At 35.6% G+C, this 22,438-nt stretch carries 18 protein-coding genes; all 18 read right to left on the bottom strand.

Annotation, left to right across the window (positions count from 1 at the left end; all coding sequences use genetic code 11):
- Positions 1–577: hypothetical protein (locus tag V7138_RS23920; protein ID WP_335402386.1), on the bottom strand; the 577-nt coding region annotated here is incomplete at its 3' end.
- 103 nt (positions 578–680) lie between these two features.
- Positions 681–1,361, bottom strand: coding sequence for an acylneuraminate cytidylyltransferase family protein (locus tag V7138_RS23915; RefSeq protein WP_335402385.1), 681 nt, complete (start codon positions 1,359–1,361; stop codon positions 681–683).
- Between the two features lie 92 nt (positions 1,362–1,453).
- Positions 1,454–3,274, bottom strand: coding sequence for an asparagine synthase (glutamine-hydrolyzing) (asnB, locus tag V7138_RS23910; RefSeq protein WP_335402384.1), 1,821 nt, complete (start codon positions 3,272–3,274; stop codon positions 1,454–1,456).
- A gap of 39 nt (positions 3,275–3,313) precedes the next feature.
- Positions 3,314–3,877 (bottom strand): sugar transferase, encoded by a 564-nt coding sequence (locus V7138_RS23905; RefSeq protein WP_335402382.1) that lies wholly within the window; start codon positions 3,875–3,877, stop codon positions 3,314–3,316.
- Positions 3,870–4,697, bottom strand: coding sequence for an aldolase/citrate lyase family protein (locus V7138_RS23900; protein ID WP_335402381.1), 828 nt, complete (start codon positions 4,695–4,697; stop codon positions 3,870–3,872). Before V7138_RS23900 ends, V7138_RS23905 begins: the two co-directional genes overlap by 8 nt.
- The gene (locus V7138_RS23895) at positions 4,690–5,913 is read right to left on the bottom strand and encodes a CDP-glycerol glycerophosphotransferase family protein (RefSeq protein WP_335402378.1); all 1,224 of its coding nucleotides are present in this window, start codon (positions 5,911–5,913) and stop codon (positions 4,690–4,692) included. Before V7138_RS23895 ends, V7138_RS23900 begins: the two co-directional genes overlap by 8 nt.
- Positions 5,906–7,306, bottom strand: coding sequence for an O-antigen polysaccharide polymerase Wzy (gene wzy / locus V7138_RS23890; protein ID WP_335402376.1), 1,401 nt, complete (start codon positions 7,304–7,306; stop codon positions 5,906–5,908). Before wzy ends, V7138_RS23895 begins: the two co-directional genes overlap by 8 nt.
- Before the next feature lie 52 nt (positions 7,307–7,358).
- Complete coding sequence (locus tag V7138_RS23885; protein ID WP_335402375.1) at positions 7,359–8,279, bottom strand: glycosyltransferase family 52; 921 nt, start codon at positions 8,277–8,279, stop codon at positions 7,359–7,361.
- 96 nt (positions 8,280–8,375) lie between these two features.
- On the bottom strand, positions 8,376–10,202 hold the full coding sequence (locus V7138_RS23880) for a polysaccharide biosynthesis protein (protein ID WP_335402373.1): 1,827 nt from the start codon (positions 10,200–10,202) through the stop codon (positions 8,376–8,378).
- A gap of 52 nt (positions 10,203–10,254) precedes the next feature.
- Positions 10,255–11,022, bottom strand: a complete 768-nt coding sequence (locus tag V7138_RS23875) for a tyrosine-protein phosphatase (RefSeq protein ID WP_335402371.1) — start codon at positions 11,020–11,022, stop codon at positions 10,255–10,257.
- Positions 11,023–11,222: 200 nt separating this feature from the next.
- The gene (locus V7138_RS23870; protein ID WP_438824397.1) at positions 11,223–11,927 is read right to left on the bottom strand and encodes a CpsD/CapB family tyrosine-protein kinase; all 705 of its coding nucleotides are present in this window, start codon (positions 11,925–11,927) and stop codon (positions 11,223–11,225) included.
- Positions 11,917–12,654: a YveK family protein gene (locus V7138_RS23865; protein WP_335402369.1), complete on the bottom strand. Its 738-nt coding sequence runs from the start codon at positions 12,652–12,654 to the stop codon at positions 11,917–11,919. Before V7138_RS23865 ends, V7138_RS23870 begins: the two co-directional genes overlap by 11 nt.
- A gap of 544 nt (positions 12,655–13,198) precedes the next feature.
- On the bottom strand, positions 13,199–15,451 hold the full coding sequence (locus tag V7138_RS23860) for a S8 family serine peptidase (RefSeq protein ID WP_335402367.1): 2,253 nt from the start codon (positions 15,449–15,451) through the stop codon (positions 13,199–13,201).
- A gap of 8 nt (positions 15,452–15,459) precedes the next feature.
- On the bottom strand, positions 15,460–17,697 hold the full coding sequence (locus tag V7138_RS23855) for a cell wall-binding repeat-containing protein (RefSeq protein ID WP_335402366.1): 2,238 nt from the start codon (positions 17,695–17,697) through the stop codon (positions 15,460–15,462).
- 10 nt (positions 17,698–17,707) lie between these two features.
- Positions 17,708–18,325 (bottom strand): LptM family lipoprotein, encoded by a 618-nt coding sequence (locus tag V7138_RS23850; protein ID WP_335402365.1) that lies wholly within the window; start codon positions 18,323–18,325, stop codon positions 17,708–17,710.
- Between the two features lie 206 nt (positions 18,326–18,531).
- Positions 18,532–19,674 (bottom strand): non-hydrolyzing UDP-N-acetylglucosamine 2-epimerase, encoded by a 1,143-nt coding sequence (gene wecB, locus V7138_RS23845; protein WP_335402364.1) that lies wholly within the window; start codon positions 19,672–19,674, stop codon positions 18,532–18,534.
- 22 nt (positions 19,675–19,696) lie between these two features.
- Positions 19,697–20,125 carry a hypothetical protein gene (locus tag V7138_RS23840; protein ID WP_335402363.1) on the bottom strand — a complete coding sequence of 143 codons (429 nt, stop codon included), beginning with the start codon at positions 20,123–20,125 and terminating at the stop codon, positions 19,697–19,699.
- A gap of 84 nt (positions 20,126–20,209) precedes the next feature.
- Positions 20,210–22,240 (bottom strand): teichoic acids export ABC transporter ATP-binding subunit TagH, encoded by a 2,031-nt coding sequence (gene tagH / locus V7138_RS23835; protein ID WP_438824398.1) that lies wholly within the window; start codon positions 22,238–22,240, stop codon positions 20,210–20,212.
- Positions 22,241–22,438: the final 198 nt, after the last annotated feature.

The raw sequence follows: 22,438 nt of genomic DNA, 5'->3' as shown, positions 1-22,438 counted from the left end.
GAATAATAACTACAATACTAATTATAGAAAATCCTAAACTTATCATACTCAACTGTAAGATTGAACTTAATATTGTTGCTATGTTAGCGGCAATAACAACATTTTTTGATTTTAACTTGTATTCAAAATAATTTTGTATTCCAAATCCAAGATTTAATAAAATATTATTAATTAAAAGTAACAAATAGATAACTTTGAACTTTCCATTCTCAGCTTCCGGCATTAATAAAAGTATACATATACCCAAAATAAAAGATATTAGGCTTAACACGATTTTAGCAACAGTTGTATTAACTAAAACTTCCCCATCGTTAATACCTTTATAACTTTTTTTTACCACTCTACCATCAACGAATTGTACGATTACACCTAGTAAAGTAGTTATACTCAATGCGTATTCATATATTCCATATTCTGAAGGGCCAAAATGGTTTGCTATTTTTACAATTACAATCAATCCTATTAGCAATACAAAGACCTTATCAAAAATTAACCAAGCAATATTATTAATGACTTTATTGTTAAAAAATTTCAGTTTTAAATTTTTTATTAATCCTTTACTAAATCGTGGCATCATCTTTAAACTCCAGTTTAGTTCATAAATAAAAGCTGTATGGGTAAAAACTATTAATTAGCCTTTTATCCTAATTAACTTAAGAAAACTTTAAATGAACCAGGCTTTATTTCCTTTTCATTAGTCCCTCGACTATTGTCCAGTCAGTTGGTTCATCAATTTCAAAATATGTTTCTTCGGGCATTTCTACTATTCCTATATTTCCTGAAATTCTGCATTTTGTATCTATTAATCTTTGTCGAGATGTTATATAAAAAGAACCATTTTCAACTAAATATCCTTGAAAGTCTTGGCGTCTTGGTCTATTAAAAGGATCATAATTAACTGGATTAGCAGTCTTACACTTTTCTTGCCAAAGAAACCTTTTTTGACGAACTACAGATACAACACTATCAATTTCCGGTTGATTAAATTTATCTATCCCCTGTGACAAGTGTTTGCTTTTTAATAGGGGTGAAGTTGCCTGTACTAAAATTATGCTTTCGAAGTCATATTTTTCAACAAATTCTAACATTACAGATTCAGTAGAAGCTGTATCTGTTGAAACCTCTTTAGATCTATTAATCACTATAACTTTTTCTGAATCATATCTATCAATCACTTCTTTAATGTCTTTACTATCTGTTGATACAACCACTTTGTCCACTTCTTTACATCTAACAGCTGCATCAAGGGACCAATATACAAGGGGGCGTCCATTAATTAATTTAATATTTTTAAGTGGTATTGATTTACTCCCACCTCTGATAGGTATAAATACAATCGTTCTTCCTAATTTCTCTTTCAATATCCTCACAGCCTCTTTAAAAATTATTAATTCCATCATTTTTTATCTGTTATTACTTTCTTATATCATTAAATTAATTGGTAAATTATTTTTTATATTTTTATACCTAATTGTTCTAATGTAGGCGGATTACTGTATAGATTATCGATGAACATTCTATGCCAGATTTCTAAAATTAACAAACTTCTAAGTTCTCTGGTTCTATCCTTCTTATTATTCATATGTTCATCTAATAACTGTTCTATAGCTTCTCTGTTAAAGTATCCTCTATTTAGGGTTTTTTCATCGAGTAAGACATTGTAAGTTAAATCTTTAAGATCCTTCTTAAACCACTCTCCGATAGGTACCGTAAACATTTGTTTTTTTCTATAAATAATTTCATTTGGAAGAAAGTCCTCTGCAGCTTTTTTCATGAGATATTTGGTTTGGTTCCTATTAATTTTCAATTTTGATGGGATTCTTGCTGCAAATTCTACCATTCTATAATCTAAAAAAGGAACTCGAGCCTCGATAGATTCCGCCATCCCCATTCTATCTGGTTTAACTAAATTATTTCCTTCAAGAAGTAATTTTATCTCACTATAAAGAATGTGATTTAAAAAATCAGCACTTTCATTTTTAGCTTTTTCAAAATACTCATTAATAATGTTGAATGAATCTATTTCTTCTGCTAATAAATCTTTATATGGTTGTGAATAGAGAGTTTCTTTTGCCTCTAAATTGTAGACACTTACCTTTTCAAAATATTCTCTATAGTCCTCTTCCTTTGTATCAAAACAAGATATTTCTTTATATTTATCATAGCCCCCAAAAAGTTCATCTCCTCCGTCTCCCGTTAATACTACCTTTACTTTAGTAGCAGCTAACTTTGATACGGTATTTGTTGGCATAAATGAAACATCACCATGAGGATTATCACAGTGCCATATTGCTTTTGGTAATTCTTCTATTAAATTAGGTTTTACTACCTTAGTCATGTGATTAGTACCAAACTCTTTTGAAACCATTTCTGAATATGGTAATTCACTATATTCTGTTTCTCCGAAACCTATAGAAAAAGTATAAAATGGCTTTTTAAGAATACTTTTTGTTTTAGCCACAATAGTACTCGAATCCAACCCTCCACTTAAAAAGGCACCTACTGGCACATCACTTCTCAATCTTAACTTTACTGCATCATCCAATATATTATTATATTCATCGATTAACTCATCTTCTGACTTATTATTGGAGATATTTAAAGGTACATCCCAATATTCTATTTCGTTTAGATTACCTTCTGTTATCCTAATATAGTTACCAGGTTTTAACTTTTTAATACCTTTAAACATAGTATAAGGAGAAGGAACATAGTTATAACTTAAATAGTGATTCATAGCTACAATATCTACAGTCCTCTCTACCCCTTTACATTGTAAAATAGATTTAATTTCGGAAGAAAAATACAACACGTTTCCCTTTAAATAATAGTAAAATGGCTTTATGCCCAGTCTGTCTCTTATGAGTAGTACTTTATTAGCACTTTTGTCATGAAGTGATATAGCGAACATTCCATTTAGATACTTAATAAAGTTTTCACCATATTCTTCATATAAGTGTACAATTACTTCTGTGTCAGAATTTGTACTGAACACATGCCCCTTATTTATTAGAATATTTCTTAATTCCTTATAATTATATATTTCTCCATTAAAAACTACCGCGATGGTTTTGTCTTCATTATATACTGGCTGCCAACCACCTTCTAAATCAATAATACTTAATCTCCTCATTCCCATATGGATATTCGGATCAATATACTTCCCCATTCCATCAGGTCCTCTGTGAACTATAACTTTAAGCATTTCATCTAAATTTTGATTATCCAATTTAACATTTTTATTAATTGCAACTTGACCAGCTATTCCACACATTTTTTTTCTCCTTTTACGATTCAATTAGGCTTTTATAAATTAATTAGTCCCTTTTCTTAGAATGATTATATTTATAGTTTTTAAAATGATTTTAACATCCATTAGTAGACAGTAGTTATTAACATATTCCAAATCATACTTATCTCTTTCCTCTTTAGATAAATTACTTCTACCATTAACTTGTGCATAACCAGTAATACCTGGTTTTACAGATGATCTTTTCACTAAAAATTCATCTAACTCCTCATTAAAAATATCAGGTCTTGGACCAACTAAAGACATTTCTCCCTTTATTACATTAATAAATTGTGGCAATTCATCCAAACTAGTTTTTCTTAATAAATATCCTATCTTTGTAATACGTCTATCGTTATTACTTGTAAACTTCGGGCCAATTTTTTCAGCATTATCAACCATTGTTCTAAACTTATATATCCTAAAGCACCTGCCATTCAAACCTAACCTTGCTTGTTTAAATATTATCGGGCCTCTAGAATCTAACTTAATTAGAAAACTAATACACAATAATACTGGAAGAGTAATTACTAAAAACATAGAGGATAATACAATATCTATTACTCTTTTAAAAATCAATTTATACATTGACTAAATCCTCTCTAATAATGTTTTTCATACTTTCATTTAGTAATAATTTATTTTTCTCTAACTCACTATTAGGTAATAATGCTAGTCTTAAATATTCATTTTTTAATTTCATTACTTCTTTTTTTAAATCTATTTCTGTTTTTAGTCGGGCTACCTCAGTAATATTTTGATGAAAACTTCTTGATAAAATAACCTGATTTGAACCTAGTCTAACATGTTCACTTAGGAGCAGATCAGCTTTAAGTTTCCCTGTTCCGAGTCTTGATATTCCTCCTATCCCTACTTCAATACCTTTTTCTATTATTTTTTCTGTTAAATATTCAACAATTCCTCCACTTAGACACTCAAACATAAAGTCTAATCCTAAACTTAGGTGTAAATCATTCAATCCGAGATGTATTCTCTTTATTCCTTTAACATCTAAAATGTCGTTTATCCTTACTAAGGCTTGACTTGTCTCCAATAAAGGGATAAATTCTACTCTACCATTTATATATTCACTTACCTTCTTAACTTCTTCGCTTGTTTTAAACATAGGCAACATTATTATATCTGTACCAAACTGAATAGCCTTTTCTACCTCCATTTTAGTCCCTACATAGTACGGATTAATCCTTGTCATTACTTTTGCCTTTTCCAAAACGCGTTTGACTTTAGGAATATCCTCTAATCTATGATTTGACTTAACACTATCCATATGTTTTTGTCTCTCATATTTGCCATTCACTTCAGTATCTATTAAAATAATATCCACATTACTTTGTTCACAATATTTTGCTATTTCAGGATTGTTTGTTATGAAAATACATTTAAGCATCAAGTAATTCCTCCTGAGTTATTTTAATCAAAACATTTATTATCTTATCTGTAGCATTAAATGGTTGTTTAAAATTTTCTGGTGTTTCTTTATAAACCTGATTTAACGAGTGTATTAAGGTTTCCTCCAAATCATCAATGCTATTTATTACTGTAGTGTTGCCTAAGTTTCTAAATGGAATAACCTCATTAAACTCATTTGACAGTTGAATAGAAATTAATTTCTTTTTAAGCAACAAAGCCTCTAATCCAGTAGTAGAGTATTCGGTTATTGCTAAATCTACCATACTAATATAGTCGTATAAATTATCCTTAACAACCAAGATGTTTTTTTCATTTATATGGAAAACACCTTGGTTTGGGTGTAACTTTACAATTAAATAAAAATTGTTATTTTTAATAATTTCTTTTAGCCTCGACATTATTTGATCTACATAATCAGTTTGTTGTGCCAAATATATAATTTTTGTTTTGTCTTCAGGGATATTCATATTACTTTTAAGTTGGTTTATTTTTTCAATATTATTAAAATTTATTAAATCATCAAAATTGGGGTTTCCAGTTATTACTATCCTTTCCTCGTCAATTCCTAAGTTTAATAAGTTTTGTTTTCCTAAATTATTCATTACAAATATATTATCTCCGAAAGTTCTGCTATATTCGTTTGTTCCAATTTCTTCATCTATTTCAAGGTCAATCTTCCTCACTTTACCAAACAAATCCTCAATACTTACTGATCTAATCCCAAGTTTTTTAGCACTAATTAAAGCCGCTTTTTCCATTCTTGGAGAACTTGTAGTAATTAGTAAACTGGGTTTTTCAATCATTAAAATTTGTTTCATGGTATTCTTCGGTAAGTATACTCTGCGTCCAAACTTCTGAATTAAGTTTTTAACCTTGTTATATGAGAATGATTCTAATAAGTCATATATTGATAAATAGTTGTATTTGTAGTGTTCTTCTTTGGTCATTAATGCATTATCTTTATATACCGGAATGAGACTTTCAATTTCTTGTTTGTTTTTACCCTCATCTGTCTTAATTTCATAATCTAAAATAGTTTTTATTTTAATGTTTTTATTCTTAAAATATGGTACAGCAGCTGTGAATGCCAATATTTCAATTTTAAAATTTGTGGTCTCACTTAGTTTCTGATATACCTTTTCTATTATTCTAGCGTGTCCTCCACCATAACATACTAGCAAAATCTTATGCATTTATACCTCTCCTTTTATAAGTGTGTGTTACAAATACATCTCTACTTTTATACAGTATTGATGCAATCAATACTACACATATTAATAGAAGGAAGTCGTTTTTTATATAATTCAATGATTTTCCTATTGAATCTCTTGGTGAATATATAAAACTGTAAAAATAATTAAAACCGATAATAAAAAGAAATATATTTCTTTGAAAGTTTTTTGCTAACCAAAGGGACCCAAACATAAACAAAAGACTTACTGTGAAAAATAGGAACATATTAGTTTGTGTCAAATCATAAAATTCTGCTACTAATGAAGTCCCGGTTCCTCTTCCAGCTAAATATATTTCTGGTGATAAAAAATAGGTAAGTTGATCACCTAAATACGTTGTATTATTTAATCTTTCTATGGTCTGCCCGCCTTGATTCGGATTAAATAATATTTTAAAATAATGAAAGAAGTACACATTTCCATTATATACCAATTTATCTTTGAATGTTATTAGTTCAGCAAGAATATTCATAGAAATACCTTGGGAATTCAAAAATTTAAAAATTATATTTTCAGTTATAGATTCTTTATTATCATAACGAAATACTGCTATAAATCGGGTTGCTAAAATACTAAACAGACTTATATAAAGAACCTTCCTCAAATTTATTTTTTTATACCTTTCTGAGTAAATCCATGCAATAAGCAGCAATGTAACTAATCCAGGACCACGTTGACCTGAAAGCATACCGAATAATAGAACAAATAAATAACCCATTATTATGAATTTATTAACCTTACTTTTATTCAAAAATAGGTATAAAATAAATAAAAACCTTGTTATATTCTCAACTCCAGTTAGAAAAAAAGGAAAGTTGTAGTTCGATATTCCGCCTGTGAAAATGTATAAATAACCAAATTGTTGAGTTAGTTTTATTGTTATTAGCATTTTGATAAAAAAGAGTACATAATAAACAACTAGCCCATATGTTATAAAGTTTTTTATACTTATTAATTTTAGAGCAACAAAAGTTTGCTCATGCTGTTTTAAAAAGATATAATTCAAAGTCCATGCAATTGTTATACCAAAAATAAATACTGTATAAACTTTTAAAAGTTCAATTGAATCTGTGTAACTCAGCACACCAGAATAAAATAAATCCAATTCCCTATAATTTGAATCATTTATTAGTTTTAAAAAAATCCTTGACAGATTAAATATGAAGAATGTCCCCAAAAATATTTGAAAAATATTAAAAAACTTTTCTTTTGTTGATAAGACACATGCAAGAATAAATGCAATCACCAACATCCATTCGTAAACAATTAGCGGCAACTCTAGACTAAATAATAATAAGTAAGTAAATAAAGTTCCGAATTCAAAAAATAGTATAGATAACCAAATTTTTTTCATTAATTAAACTCCTAGTTTTTAGTTCATTCAAACTGTAGAAATACTAAGTATTTCATTGTTTTAAAATGGTATAAAAATGGGACTTAGAAAAAAAATCCTCTCCATACCATTCTAACTCGCATCCACTTTTTTCAAAGTCTAATGCGACACTAGAGTATAAAGTAACCACTTTTTTCGGCATAATATTTAAGAGTAACGGTATTTCTAGAGGAAAGTTTTTATCAAGTATTTTGACCCCGTTTTTTATAAAAGAATAATCAGTGTTATCCCGTGGATGAGGTTTAATTAAAACCTGATTATCTAGGTTGTTTTCAACTAATTTCAGATATATTTGTTCCTTTTCCTTTTCGTTCACTAGCTTATCTTCTGAGATTGGCTGTGTAATTAATAAAGTACTTCCATTAATCAAATTTAAATAGTCATCTTCTACATTAAAAAATTCTAATATTTTTCTCCTCTGATACTCTTTTAGCTTCTCCCATTCTTTAGTCATAGAAATCTTTTTCGGGTTTCGTATACTACTTGGTATATACCTTATTCCAGTTAGTATAGTCATTGTTACCCTTTTACTTTCTTTCGATGGTAATCTAAAAATGAGTTCCCTAATTTTATCCTTGATTGTCCCTTTTTCTAAATAATCCTGTAATCCATCTTCTATTACAATAATGTTATTATTTCCAAATAACCCCATGCCTAAAATATGCCTTTGTCCATAAGTAATATTTATTTGTTTAAGGGTATTTGAGTTTTTTAATTTTAATTTGAATTGTTGAAATTTATTGTGAAATATTTTAAAAACAAAAATTTTAGAATTTGATAAAGAGTAAGTAATTACTTTTTCGAAATGCCCATAATGAATATTACTAAGAAATTTATCATTCGAAATTAATATTGTATTTTTTGTATCACCTCTCCTTAAGAGTAAATATATAAAAAGAGGTCTAAACCTATCACAGACTAATGCTTCTTTCATATTTAATATTTCTCCTTAATTAGATTATGATTATATAGCCCGGTATGAGTGTATCCTAATTGGAATATCCCTCTCACGAATAATAAATTCATGCAACTAAACCATATTTGCTTTTTGTTTAACTCTATTGTTTGCCAAATCTAACAAACTCTTAGTCAATTCCTTCGTGTCAAGCTCTAATCCATGCTCAAAGATTTCTTTTACTTCTTCTGTATATAGATTGTATGTTTTTCCGATATAAATCTTAGGATAAATTTGCCCTTTTTCAAGATGAATCTCATCCTCATTCAACAACTCTTCAAACATCTTCTCCCCAGGACGAAGTCCTGTAAAACGGATCTCAATCTCATCGAGTGTATAACCTGAAAGAGTAATCAGGTTCTTCGCCAAATTCACAATCTTTACCGGTTCACCCATATCTAGCACAAAAATTTCTCCACCACGCGCAAGTGCACCAGCCTGCAATACAAGTCGGGAAGCTTCTGGGATTGTCATAAAATATCTCGTCATCTCCGGATGCGTAACAGTAACAGGCCCTCCCGCCTGAATTTGCTTCTTAAATAGTGGGATCACAGATCCACGACTTCCAAGTACATTTCCAAATCGCACCGCTGCAAACTTCGTAGTTGTACTTCTAAGAGCAAGGTTCTGTATCACAAGCTCTGCCATCCGCTTCGTTGCCCCCATCACATTCGTTGGGTTCACAGCCTTATCTGTCGAAACAAGAACGAAGTTCTTCACACCAAACGTATGACAAGCCTCTGCCACATTCCTCGTCCCAAACACATTATTCTTCACAGCCTCTTTAGGGTTGTACTCCATTAAAGGAACATGCTTATGGGCTGCTGCATGATACACAACATCGGGGGCATGTTTTTCAATCACTTCAAACATCCGGTCGCGATCCTGTACATCCCCGATTACTGGGATGATTTCAAATTGTGTTTTGTATTTATTGCGTAGCTCCATATCAATTTGGTAAATACTGTTTTCTCCGTGGCCGACTAGGACCAGCTTTTTCGGATTAAACGAGCTTACCTGACGACAAATTTCAGAACCGATTGAACCGCCTGCACCTGTTACGAGAATGGTTTTACCTGTTAAATATTTAGAGATACTTTCTGTATCTAGTTTGACAGGCTCTCTTCCAAGTAAGTCTTCCACCTGGACATCACGGAAGCTATTTACCGTTACATTCCCCAGCATGACATCTTCAATTAATGGCATGATTTGTGTCTTTGCTTTCGTCTTGCTACATTCCTGAAAGATATCATTTAGTTCCTTCTTACTTAATGAAGGAATCGCAATAATGATATTTTCGATATTCTTGTTCCTGACGATTTCTTCTATTTTATTAATTCCACCTAAAACTGGCAGATTATAAATTTGAAGATTCTGCTTTTTTTCATCGTCGTCTACAAAGGCAATTGGTTTTAAGTCCAGATCGTGGTTTTGATGGAGCTGTCTTACCAGCATAGTACCTGCTGCACCCGCTCCCACGATCAAAGTTTTCTTTTTATCCTTTGATTCCTTATAAAATGAATCACGGAATATTCGCCAAGAAAACCGCGAACCACCAATAAAGAGGATATGCATCATCCATGTGAGCATCAGAACTCTGACATAGATATGTCCGATCGCTACTAATTGTACGATTCCCAATGTTACAATCGAGAAGGTAACAGCCTTTGCAATACTGATTAATTCCCCGATACTTGCGTATTCCCAGGCTCTTTTATAAAGACGATATATATACGCAAATGCATGGTGACCCACTAATAAAGTGATTGAGCTCACCAGCAGTACAGTGCTCGTAAAAATCTTAAAATATGGGTGTAAAATAAAGTAACTAATGTAAATAGCCGTTAAAACGATGATTGAATCAATAATAACCAGCGATCCCCATCTTTTTCGATATGACAAGACTAGCCCCTCTTTCCCCTTTTTTCTATGTACAATACTTAAATGATTAGTATCAAAAGATTCCGAAAAACTTCTTTTTCTTTATGCGTTCTGGAGTATCTCTAATGACAGATTTTCCTACTATTAAAAGCTCCGCATTTTCTCTAAAATAGTAATCTACAGCAACTCCGTACTCTTTCACTAGTACATCCAATGCCTCTTTCATACGAAACGGACGAGTTGATAGATTATGAGCATCAGATGCTAGGAAATGAGTTAAGTTGTTCTCCACTAATTCCATGGTAAACTTTTTAATCTTTTTCCCAAAATGTCCTGTCACACTGGATGTCGTGATTTGTGTGCATGCACCATTTTTCACTAATTTGTATAAGATGTCGGGGTTTTCGATGATTTCGCTATTTCGCTCCGGATGGACAATGACTGGTGTAAGTCCATTCAATTGAAGATCAAACAATAGCTGTTCCGAATAGCGAGGTACATGACCGCTCGGGAACTCAATAAATAGGTATTTTCCACCATTATTTAAAGAGAGTATTTCACCCTTCTGATAGTCCTGTAAGAGCTCACCATCGATACGTGGTTCTTGACCTGGTAAGATTGTTAGGGGGATGTTCGCTTGAGATAATTCTCTATTTACCATCTCAACCGTCTGTAGAATTTTTTCTTTTGAATTTTCATATTCTCTTTTTTTATAATGAGGAGTTGCAATGATGGTTGTAATCCCCTCTTGAACTGCGCTTTTTGCCATTTTAAATGTTTCATCTAGGTCTTTCGCCCCATCATCAAGATATGGGAGTATATGACAATGTATATCAATCATTGAAAATCAGATCCTCTATCATTTACTTTTTTCGACAAATTATTCCACAAAATTACTTTCAAACATAATAGTACCATAGTAGTATAATTAACGAAACGGGTGAAATTTGTCGAATACTGTAAAAAAAGCGAAAAGGAAATATTTACAAAGCGTAAACATTTCCTTTTTGGTTATTTTTCGACTCTATTTAATTATGATTCTTATTTTTGAGCATAATAATAGTAATATTGGCCTTCTGATCTTTTTATATTATTCAAGACAACACCTAATAGCTTCGCCTTTGAATTCGTTAAGGTCTCTTTTGCCTTAATAGCTGCATCTGTTTCTGTTTTCCCACTACTAACGACCATTACGACACCATCTACCTTATTTGCTAATACTTGACCGTCTGTTACCGCAAGTACAGGTGGCGTATCAAAGACAATCACATCGAAAAGATCTTTGACTTCTTTCAAAAAATGGTCCATTGCTCTTGAACCGAGTAATTCTGCAGGGTTCGGTGGGATTGGGCCACTTGGTAATACATAGAGGTCTTCCTGGTCTGTTACTCGTATGGCATGTTCAAGTTTATCCTGTCTTGTTAATACATTTGTTAGCCCGGTCGTGTTATCAATACGGAATGAATAATGAGCAGTTGGTTTACGTAAATCTGCATCCACTAATAATACTCTTTTCCCTTGCTGTGCAAAGACAACGGCAATATTATTTGTTGTCGTTGATTTTCCTTCTCCTGGGCCAGAGGATGTCACCATAATTGTTTGCACTTCTTCATCTACCGTAGAGAATTGGATATTCGTACGGATGGTTCGGTATTGTTCCGAAATAGGCGATTTTGGATTCAACATTGTCACCAAGCTACGATTTTGTTGTTGAAATTGTTTGCGTTTTGATTTATTACGCGCCAAGAGAATCACCTCTTCCTCTTCGGTTTTTGCTTGATTCACTATGATGTCTAGCTTCTTCCTCAAGGTTAATTTGTGCAATCGCACCTAATACCGGAAGCTCTAGTAATTTTTCAATATCTTGTTCTGTTTTGATTGTGTTGTCTAAGTATTCAAGTAGGAATGCAAGTCCTACACCTGCCATAAGGCCAACTACTAGGGCTATTGCCATGTTAAGCATCGGATTCGGTTTTACAGGTGCATTATCTTCTGGTAGCACAGCTGGTGAAAGAATGCTTACATTGTCGACATTCATGATTTTTACGATTTCTGTTTTGAATACATCTGCTGTTGTATTGGCAATATCTACGGCCATCTTTGGATCTGTGTGTTGAACGGTAATTTTCATGACCTGCGAGTTGTTTGAGTTTCCAACTGTGATAAGATCACCTAGTGTTTCAGTAAGGTTAAGTTCCTTCTTCACAAGGTCTAAAATAGCAGGTGTTTTAATGATTTCGTTATACGTATTAATTAGGTCTATATTTGTTCTGATATCTGATTGATTTAAATATGGCTGATCCGAGGTTTTTTGGTTTACTAGAATTTGAGTAGAAGATTGATAGACTGGTGTTAAAAAGAAGTAGCTCACAACACCAGCAGTCGCCACTGCTACTGCCGCAATCATTACGATTAACCAAAGACGCTTACGAATTGTCTGGAATATTTCTTTTAAACTAATTGTTTCTTCCATTTTGTCCTCCTATAGTATGTTCGGTTATCTAAGTTCTAAAGGTAATTATATACAACGATTTTACAAATATCTACAAAATCCCAACAAAAGTTTGTACCATATTGTGGTCAATCGGACTATTCACTCATCCAATTGAACTAATTATCTCATTCTTCTCTGTGACTTTATGTCGATTTTTGTTGAACATTATGACTTTTCGATCTCTAATGTCGAGTAATTTTTTCTGCAGAACAGACAGATTCTGTCTATTTTCTCGAATTTAATATGATATATTGTAAAAAATTTTAGATAGAAGGGATTTGATTGCTTTGGCTTTCGAATTAATCCTTGACATTGTGTTTGGCCCCCGCGAAGTGTTACATTATATGGAATGCTCTGTCTGTGGACATGATGAAATTTATTACATAAATCCTGATACGAAACAACAGATAGGAAGAGCCTGCAGTGGCTGTGGATTTTTTCAGAAGTTTGCATAGTTCCCTTCTAAGATAAGGAACCTCTCATCTGTTCGATGAGAGGTCATTTTATGACTTTTAAATCCATATTAATGAATGAGGACTTTCTCCATCTTCGCTCTTGTTTCTATTTCAATAATCGAGTATCCGCCAAGGAAACGTAATGCAAGTGGATTACTTTGATCATATGTTTTTATTATTTCTTCTATCTCTTTTGGGATAGATCTTGGATGAACTAGAACGATGGGTGAGGAAGTTTTTGCTGCTAATGCGGCTCCAGGTAATGCATCCACAAAGCTGACTCCACTCGATACATACATTGGACCGGTAAATGATTTCATATAAGTATGAATGATTGTGGCGCTCGTCGCATATCGATTCATCCCGGAGATACGTTCCATTTTAGGAATCCCCAATCGCCTCAATTCATGTACGACTTGGGTCGAAATTACATCTGGGCCACCAATAATTGTCACCTTATTGATAGCATGTTGCCTTAGAAAATCGATGGTTTCCTGTCGGAGCGCGCCTTTTCCTGTCAATAAGATAGGGGCTTGTATCATTCCTGCATAGGATGCAATGGAAAGAGCATCCGGTGAATTTCCACCAGTGGCGATGAAGATCTCTTCTGATTCCCCAACTTCTTTTGATAGGAGTGAAGCAGTTTCATAGCGGTTGTCCCCGAAGATTCGTTTAACCTTGTATCCAATCCCTCGTAGCTGTGTCTCAATTCCCTTTGAAACAGCCATTTCACCACCAAGAATCAAAACATTGGATGGCCTTAGCCTCTTTACTTCGTCTAGCACAATCTTTGGTAATGTATTAGGTCTGGTTAATAGGATGGGGGCATTATGTTTAACCGCTAGTACGCTCCCTGTAAGTGCATCAGTTGGAGCATCACCTCGAGCAAGAATCACTGTCCTCGCGTTAGTCGGCCAGCCTCTTTTTGAAATCATGACGCTTGTTTCGTACCGATTCAGCCCATGAGTGGAGTCACTTGCCGAGCTTTGGATGAACCCATATCCGTATCGTTGGTCTCTTCCAAATTCGCCAAGATCCTCTACATTTTTTTGAAGAATGTTTCTTAATTCTTTGGCATTTGCAGTTGGATTCGCTTGTTTTAGAAGGGCAAGGTTACCGGAAACATAAGGAGCCGCCATTGATGTTCCGGAGATGATTGCATATGAATTATCCTTATAGGTACTTTTAATGTCTTCTCCAGGTGCTGCCACTTCAAGCTCTTTCCCTGTTGATGAAAAGGAGGCATGCTTTAGGTTCTCATCTACAGCCCCAACAGCTATTGCTGAATCATATTTCGCTGGGTATTCAATTGTATTTGTTTGTGGGATTTCTCCTAGATTCCCCGCTGATGCAACCACAAGGATATTGTTTTGATATGCTTTGTTAACCGCCATCTCAAGAACCTCAGATGGTTTCTCTGCACCGATACTTAGATTGATAATATCCATCTGATTAGTTATCGCCCAGTCAATCCCCTGGATAATTGAAGAAAGGTAGCCTAATCCTTCGTTGTCCAGAACTTTTACCGCATAGATTGAGGAATCGTATGCGATTCCGACTGTTCCAACTGAATTGTTTTTTGCACCAATGATGCCTGCAACATGGGTTCCGTGCCCATTGTCATCATCATATGAATTTGTATAATCGACGAAGGAAGCACCTCCAGAGATTTTTAAATCCTGGTGGTCTATATCGATACCCGTATCAATGGCCGCAATTTTTATTCCTTTCCCCGTCAGGTTCGAACTCCAAGCAGAGGCTGTTTTCACTTTTTTGATACCCCAGTCCTGGGTTTGCTGATGAATGGTGAGGAGCTGGTCATCTTCAACCACTTCAATTTCAGGGTGGTCTTTTAGGTGATCAACCTCTTCAGTAGGGATGGTTGCAGATGCAATTGGAAGTTCATCCGCAACCTCAAGTACTGTACCATTTGATTCTTCGATGATTTCTTGATCCACATTTTCTTTAAATAACACAATGACTCGATCCTCTTCTGTAACGGAGGTGACCTCACCCCTTTTTTCATCGATGGACATCGTTAATACCATTGGATTCTGCCCTGTCGATGAATGAAAGGTTACAACCCAATCTCCCGTACTTTTCGTAACACTCTTTTTTATATCACTGTTTTTCGGTAATTCAGTGCTTGCAATTTTCGGATACGGTGTTGTTTGTTGTTCAAGCCATCTTTTTACCTGATGGTTTTCCTCCGCTATTTTAAGTGCTTGTTGGTCGGTTATCGGTTCCTCTTTTAAAACCATGAGGAGGAACAGCATTGCAGCTGTCACAATGATCCCTCCGATGACATATCGTTTTACCATTTTTTCACCTATTTTAGCTGTTGTAAGATATTAAGTCTTGTCCTTTCGGTTAGGACGCTATATCCACCGATGATGTGAATATCTGGTGTTGTCGTTAGCTCTGTTGTTAAGAATGTTTGGACAGACGGATCTAAGGTGGTCGTGTTGTTCACTAAGATAATCGGTGACTTTCCAAGTGCTGCGAGTGGAGACCCTGGTAAGGCATCGATATAGCTTTTTCCACTTGCAAAATAAAGACTTGATAGGTTTAGAACACTTTTATACCTTGTTGCGATTTTTGTACTTGTTTCATATCGATTCTGTCCGGAAACCCTTTCTATATTAGGTATACCAAGGTTCTTAAGCTGATTTTCGACACTCTTAGAAACCGCTGCTTCTCCTCCGATAATGGTCGCCTTGCTGATATTTTTTCCATTGATAAAGGTCGCGACTTCCTCAGGGATGTAATCCTTCTTTGTCAGAATAATCGGGAATTGCTTGAGTCCTGCGTATGGTGCAATGGCTAACGCATCTGGAGAATCTTTCCCTGTCGTTACGATAATTTCGCTTGATGTTCCAACTTCAGACGCTACCTTTGTCGATGTTTCATATCTCGTGTTTCCTGCAATCCGCTTTACTGAATAGCCCGCCTTTTTTAGCTCAGATTCTACAGAGGCAGATATTGCACTTTCTCCTCCAAGGATATAAACCGTGTTTGGCCCCAATCTTTCTAATTCTGTACGGACTTCTTCTGGGATTTTTGTGCTTCTCGTTAATAACAGAGGCGCTTTATGTTTGATGGCAAGCACACTTCCGGTTAAAGCATCAATTGGGATGTCCCCTCTACCTAGAACGACGACATTAGAAGTTTCTTCCCAGCCCTCACTCGATACGAGAACACTTGTCTGATAGCGATTGTCACCGTAAAGCTCTTGTAAACGGAATTTGTTTATGTAGCTTGATGCGACATAGCCCTTTGAGCCGTTTAAAGTCTGGACGGGAATCCATTCATAGCCATCCGCTGTTACCGATTGACCTGTAATTTTTAAAGGGGTACTCATTGATAAAGAACGGATGACTTGACCAGCTAGTGAAGCGCTGTTCCGCATATTAACAGACGTTTTCGTGATCGCCATTTGCCCCGTTCCAAAGCCTTGTTGGGTGACAGCTTTTTCCGGTTCTCCCCAATTCAATGCTGCTGTGTAATAATCCCACGTATCAGGTGTTTCATGATATAACGCCCACGAACCGGTACCTTTTATCCCGTATTGCTTTGGAAGACGCAGTTTTGCTGTGATCGAGTTCTCATTTTCAAACCAAATGATATAGTTTCCTTGCGTTAATTTCGTGCTTCCTACAAATGCACTTTGACCTGCTGGGACAGTAAACTTCGCGTAAGAGGATTGGGTGTTAGCGTCAAAATTGATCGAGCCATTGAATCGATCGACAAGTGGCTGGACATGTGTACTCGACAGCCCCTTTCCATAAATACCTACCCCCTCTTCTGTCGGACCATCCAGCTTCCACATCCTTCCGTAAAAAGGAAGACCGGCAACGATTTTACTTTTAGGTACTCCTTGATTAATCGCATATTGAATCGATTGTTCAAAAAACTGGATGCTTGAGACCGGACCTACCGGGCTATCTGGAGACTCCCAGCTTTCGTCATAGGCCATGATCATCAAATAGGTAGCATGGTCTGAAAGAGCTTTGTAATCATAAAAACCATGCCAACCCGTTTTCCAGTTATTCGGGTTTGCAGCAACCGCCACTGATACCTCCTTATGAGCAGGAATATAGCTTCGAAGCAGGCGAATAAAGTCCGTATGAGCATCCCGGTAGTTATGATTGACACCCTCAATGTCAACATTGACCCCGTCTAGATTGTATTTTTCAATCGCGGCGGCAATGTCCTTTGCCAATTGCTGACGGTTATTTAATCCATTGATACCCGCCGAGGCATTCCAATGATTAGCGAGAAAAGGAACAACTTTTATCCCGCGATTATGCATCTCATTGATGAAGGAGGTTTTTAACTTCCACGTTACATCCAAGTTTCCTTCAGGTGTAACATCAAAGTAGTTTGGCGAAACTACATGGAGGCTTCCCTTTGTTTTGTCAACCTGTTTGACATAGCTAATTGGGTCGCCGAAGAAAATATAGGACATATTAAAAAGCCCGGTTAAGGCATTTGTTTGGTTGTTTTTAATGAAAGGTAAGGGAAGCAATACTAGTGTGAGTAATACAATGATGAGAAGTCGTTTCATATGCGTCTCCTTATTCTGGTTGTGTTGTTTCTGCTAAGGCAGCGAATCGGTAGCCATTTTCGGTTACTTCGATTTCATACTTCTTTCCAAGATGTTCAATTGATTTGGAGTGTACATTTGATAGATCCAAATTCGGCCCGACTCCAATTTGCCCAAATAAGTAATCGACATCCTGCATTTCAAGCTCTGAATGAAAGATGTTGATGACCTGACTCCAGCTCGCGAGCATAGCACTGATGACTGCTTGTGATTTTCCTTCGCTTAAGACTTCTAACTTTACGACATGATTTTCATTCACGTAAACGTACAATTGAATCTGATTGGTTAAGTTTGCTTTGTAATAGTGATTATCTTCTGTAGTGACCTTTTCCAATTCTTTGATATAGAGATTGGACATTTGCGCATCCGTCAGAGCGTTCCATCTTTCCTTGAAATCCTCGAAAGGCAGTGGGGTCGTTTGGGCTGTGAGCAGACTGTTATTAGGATCATCAGCTGTCAGTGTTCGTTGTCTATTTTTTGAGATTTGCGGTTGGTCATCAGCAAATGGCTCGGGCTGTTTTGTGGCACAGCCGTACAGTGTAGCGCTCATTGTTATGGCGATAACGATTTTAAGAATTCTTTTACTCATGGATATCCACCTACTTAATGGCATTTTGTTATTAGGTTTTGAAAATCTTGGTAAACCATTCATGTAAAATATTTCAAATTATTCTCTACTCTATCCAGAGATTTATAACAACCTTTTCAAATAAAAAACCCCTAAGATGGATACATAATCCAACTTAGGGGGTCACTTCACATTTCTAGATTATTAATTTAGTTAAATAAGATTGTTTATTGGAAGGGTTCAGGTGCTGTATCATTCTTTCCAAAATGATATAAGATAGCTTGAACGATACGATGTGACGCATGTCCGTCTCCATATGGGTTTGATGCATGTGCCATCTTCTCATAGGCTTCTTTGTCATTTAATAGCTCATACGCCATTTTGTAGATTGTTTCTTCATCGGTTCCAGCTAGTTTTAGGGTACCTGCCTCAATACCCTCTGGTCGCTCTGTCGTGTCTCTTAAAACAAGGACAGGAACACCTAGTGAAGGTGCTTCCTCCTGCACGCCGCCAGAATCCGTTAAGATGATATGCGCTCTTGAAGCAAAGTTATGGAAGTCTAATACGCCAAGTGGCTCAATTAGATGAATTCGGTTGTCATCTCCTAAAATTTCATCAGCCACTTCACGAACGGCAGGATTCATATGCATTGGGTAAATCACCTGAACATCCTCATGCTCCGTCACAAGTCGCTTAATCGCACGGAACATATTTCTCATTGGCTCTCCTAAGTTTTCACGACGGTGAGCTGTAAGTAAGATCAGACGATCGTCGCCTAGCTTTTCAAGCACTTCATTTTGGTAGCTATCTGTTACCGTCGTTTTTAACGCGTCAATCGCTGTATTCCCTGTAATGAAAATCGTGTCCTCTTTCTTATTTTCATTGGCCAGGTTTTGATAGGACTTTTTCGTAGGAGAAAAATGAAGATCTGCAATCACTCCTGTTAGCTGGCGGTTCATCTCCTCTGGGAACGGAGAATACTTGTCCCATGTGCGAAGACCCGCTTCAACATGCCCCACTCTTACCTGGTTATATAAAGCTGCAAGACTCGCAACAAATGTCGTAGATGTGTCCCCGTGCACGAGCACAATGTCAGGCTTTACATTCTTAATAACCTCATCAAGCCCCTCAAGTGCACGAGTTGTTATACCCACTAACGTCTGACGATCCTTCATAATATTTAAATCATAATCTGGTGTTATTTCAAAAATCTCTAACACCTGATCTAGCATTTGCCGATGTTGAGCCGTAACCGTCACAATTGATTCGATTTGGTCAGGATATTTCTCGAGTTCTTTGACGAGAGGAGCCATTTTGATCGCCTCTGGCCTCGTTCCAAACACTGACATTACTTTTATTTTTTTAGTCAAAATAAAACTCACCACGCCTTCACTAACCCTTATATCTAGTTGTACGCCGTTTTTTATTTTTGCCGGCCTGTATCCATTTTTTCAGACCCAAAACCAGCAACCTTATAATCGCATAGATAGCAAACAATAATAGGAATCCCCATAGACCAACAACAGCATCAATGAAGTCCATTTGTCCTCTCCCTGTTATGTGCTGCTGGATTTCAATCGCAAAAACAATTATCACTACCATTGTTGCCGTATAGATGAAGGATATAGCCGTGATACTATACTTCGCAAGAAATCTAAAACTTACCTGGACAATCGCAAATGCAAAAATCCCGATTATTCCAATGACCCAAAAATGAAGGTCTTTATCCGTGAGATTTAATCCTAGATGTTCTGTAATATCCAGCAATATATCATGACAAGTATTTACTAATTCTGCAATAAGTTTTATAACTTCTTTCATTCTATCCTCTGCCTTTGTAAAAATATAAAGGCATCCCAAAGTTGAAGTTTCGGCTTCGGGACGCCCCATTTAGTGTCAGTTTTTTTAAGGTTCCGACGGTGTCGTCGGATCTGGTGTTGGTTCCTCTGGAACGACCGGTTCTTCAGGAGGGTCAGTTGGCGCTGGTGTTGGCTCAGCTGGTTGCTCAGGCTCCTTAGGTTCCTCAGGCTTCGGCTTTGGCTTAGGTTTAGTCGGTTCCTCCGTTTTTTTCGGTGAAGAAGTTGGCTTTGGCGTAGTCTGCTTCGGCTTCTCTTCCTGCCTCGGAGGAGTCGGTGTCGCTGTAACTTGCTCCGTTTCGTTTGAACTTGATGAAGAATCAGTACCAGTTACGTCTGATACTTGAGTCTCCTCTGATTCTTCATTTTCATCAATCAAATCTAGCTCTACCACTGCTTCCTTGTCTTGTATAACGGGACGAACAACCAATGTGTTTAATTGGCTTGAATTAACCGCGTAAAAGACAAAATCATACTTTTTTCCATGATACAAAAGCATCGTTTGCTCGTCATTTATAAGATGTGGCTCGTCCATATTAGACACAATTGCATCTGCGTAAGCAGAGTTAGGAAGACTATAAGAAACTTCAGAAAGATAACCATCTTGGTCAAAGGTATATGTAGTTGATTCTTCCTCTTCCAAAAACTCCTCATCTGTCGTAAATAGCTCATCTACATTGGATAAATCCAAATTAAACTGTGTGCCTACTTTTCCGATTAATTCATCTTCGTCAACATGCTCATCAAACGTTGTTACAACATCCTCACTCAACCATACCTCGATGTCGTCCTGAATCATGAACTTCAACCAATTCATATCCTCAACAGGATCCTTTTTAACTTCTAGAACCAATATAGGTTGACCGAAATAGACCATGGACATTCGATTGCTATTCGCTAACTCAGGCATATCTCGAACATTGGCGGCAGGTACATTTACATATCGCAGATCTAGTTTCTCTTCTATGATATCGGGCTCTTGTACTTCCTCTGTATTTATTTTAGGTGGCTCCTGTTCGACAGTAACCTCATTTTGAACTTTAGGTACCTGGGCGGGCTGATTCGTGGCCATTAACTTATCCCATCCCAATGCAATTCCGGTACCAAGTAAAGCAACAAAGAGAATTCCAATTAGCCAAAACTTACTCTTCCTACGTTTATGTTTTTTCGCATGATTAGATGAGCTTCTTTGCCTAGCCTCAACTTTTTGATTTTGGTTATTCTTTGTCTCGTCGTTATTGTCGTTGTTATTGTCGTTATCCTCTTGTTCCTTGACAGCAACATCGTCTTTTTTCTTACTTCTTCGTTCATTTAGTTTTTTCTTATATTCCTCTTGCTCTTGTTTAGACATCTTCTTGAAATCGTTAATGAATTTTTCGTATTGGGGAACTACTTCTTCAATCGTTCCATATGCTTTGATTTCTCCGGCCTCTAGCCAAAGTGCCTTTTGACAAAACTCTTTAATTTGACCAATTGAGTGACTGATAAAAAAGATTGTCTTTCCCCGTTCTTTAAACTCATTCATTTTGGCCAAGCTTTTATCAGCGAATGTCTTATCTCCCACAGAGAGGGCTTCGTCTATGACTAGAATGTCTGGATCAATGGTAACGGAAATCGCAAAACCTAAGCGTGACTTCATCCCACTTGAATACTTTTTAACAGGTTGGTCAATAAAATCACCAATGTCTGCAAAATCAATTATCTCAGGCATCATATCGGCAATTTCCTGCTTCGAGAATCCCAGCATTAAACATTTAAGCTCGATGTTTTCTCTTCCTGAAAGTTGATTATTCAGCCCTGTTGCAATTGAGATCAACGAAACTTGCCCATTTATATCAATATTCCCGTCAGTTGGAGGGATGACGCCTGAAATTAAATTAGATAATGTCGATTTCCCAGAGCCATTGATACCGATAACCCCGATGACATCTCCCTTTTCAGTTTTAAAGCTAACATCCTGAAGCGCATAAAAGTCTTTCCCGTATCCGCTTGGCAGGGCAATATCCAATAATTTATCGGAAGTCTTCCGATACATTTTATATTTTTTTGTTACATTTTGAAAAACAACTGAACTACTCATGTTGGCTCCTTTTACTTCATTCAATCAACATACTCCATAGCAATTTAATATGTACTCTTCATATTATCATAAAAGGTAATTAAAATTATTGTAAAAATAGTGAAATCCTATTTTTCTTATATAACTTCCATATTAAGTTTCCCCAAAGGAAGATGCAAATATAAAAAAGCGGGATTCAATTATTTTATCAAAATAATT

The organism is Bacillus sp. JJ1533 (genome assembly GCF_036965045.1).
Lineage (GTDB): Bacteria > Bacillota > Bacilli > Bacillales > Bacillaceae_L > Ferdinandcohnia.
This window is presented reverse-complemented; position numbering and strand designations above follow the sequence as displayed.

Excerpts from the sequence above, each read along its gene's own strand:
- asnB (WP_335402384.1), bottom strand. The coding sequence starts at position 3,274 with ATGTGTGGAATAGCTGGTCAAGTTGCAATTAATAAAAATGTTAAATTG.
- V7138_RS23905 (WP_335402382.1), bottom strand. The coding sequence starts at position 3,877 with ATGTATAAATTGATTTTTAAAAGAGTAATAGATATTGTATTATCCTCT.
- V7138_RS23900 (WP_335402381.1), bottom strand. The coding sequence starts at position 4,697 with ATGCTTAAATGTATTTTCATAACAAACAATCCTGAAATAGCAAAATAT.
- V7138_RS23895 (WP_335402378.1), bottom strand. The coding sequence starts at position 5,913 with ATGCATAAGATTTTGCTAGTATGTTATGGTGGAGGACACGCTAGAATA.
- wzy (WP_335402376.1), bottom strand. The coding sequence starts at position 7,306 with ATGAAAAAAATTTGGTTATCTATACTATTTTTTGAATTCGGAACTTTA.
- V7138_RS23885 (WP_335402375.1), bottom strand. The coding sequence starts at position 8,279 with ATGAAAGAAGCATTAGTCTGTGATAGGTTTAGACCTCTTTTTATATAT.
- V7138_RS23875 (WP_335402371.1), bottom strand. The coding sequence starts at position 11,022 with ATGATTGATATACATTGTCATATACTCCCATATCTTGATGATGGGGCG.
- V7138_RS23865 (WP_335402369.1), bottom strand. The coding sequence starts at position 12,654 with ATGGAAGAAACAATTAGTTTAAAAGAAATATTCCAGACAATTCGTAAG.
- V7138_RS23860 (WP_335402367.1), bottom strand. The coding sequence starts at position 15,451 with ATGGTAAAACGATATGTCATCGGAGGGATCATTGTGACAGCTGCAATG.
- V7138_RS23855 (WP_335402366.1), bottom strand. The coding sequence starts at position 17,697 with ATGAAACGACTTCTCATCATTGTATTACTCACACTAGTATTGCTTCCC.
- V7138_RS23850 (WP_335402365.1), bottom strand. The coding sequence starts at position 18,325 with ATGAGTAAAAGAATTCTTAAAATCGTTATCGCCATAACAATGAGCGCT.
- V7138_RS23840 (WP_335402363.1), bottom strand. The coding sequence starts at position 20,125 with ATGAAAGAAGTTATAAAACTTATTGCAGAATTAGTAAATACTTGTCAT.
- tagH (WP_438824398.1), bottom strand. The coding sequence starts at position 22,240 with ATGAGTAGTTCAGTTGTTTTTCAAAATGTAACAAAAAAATATAAAATG.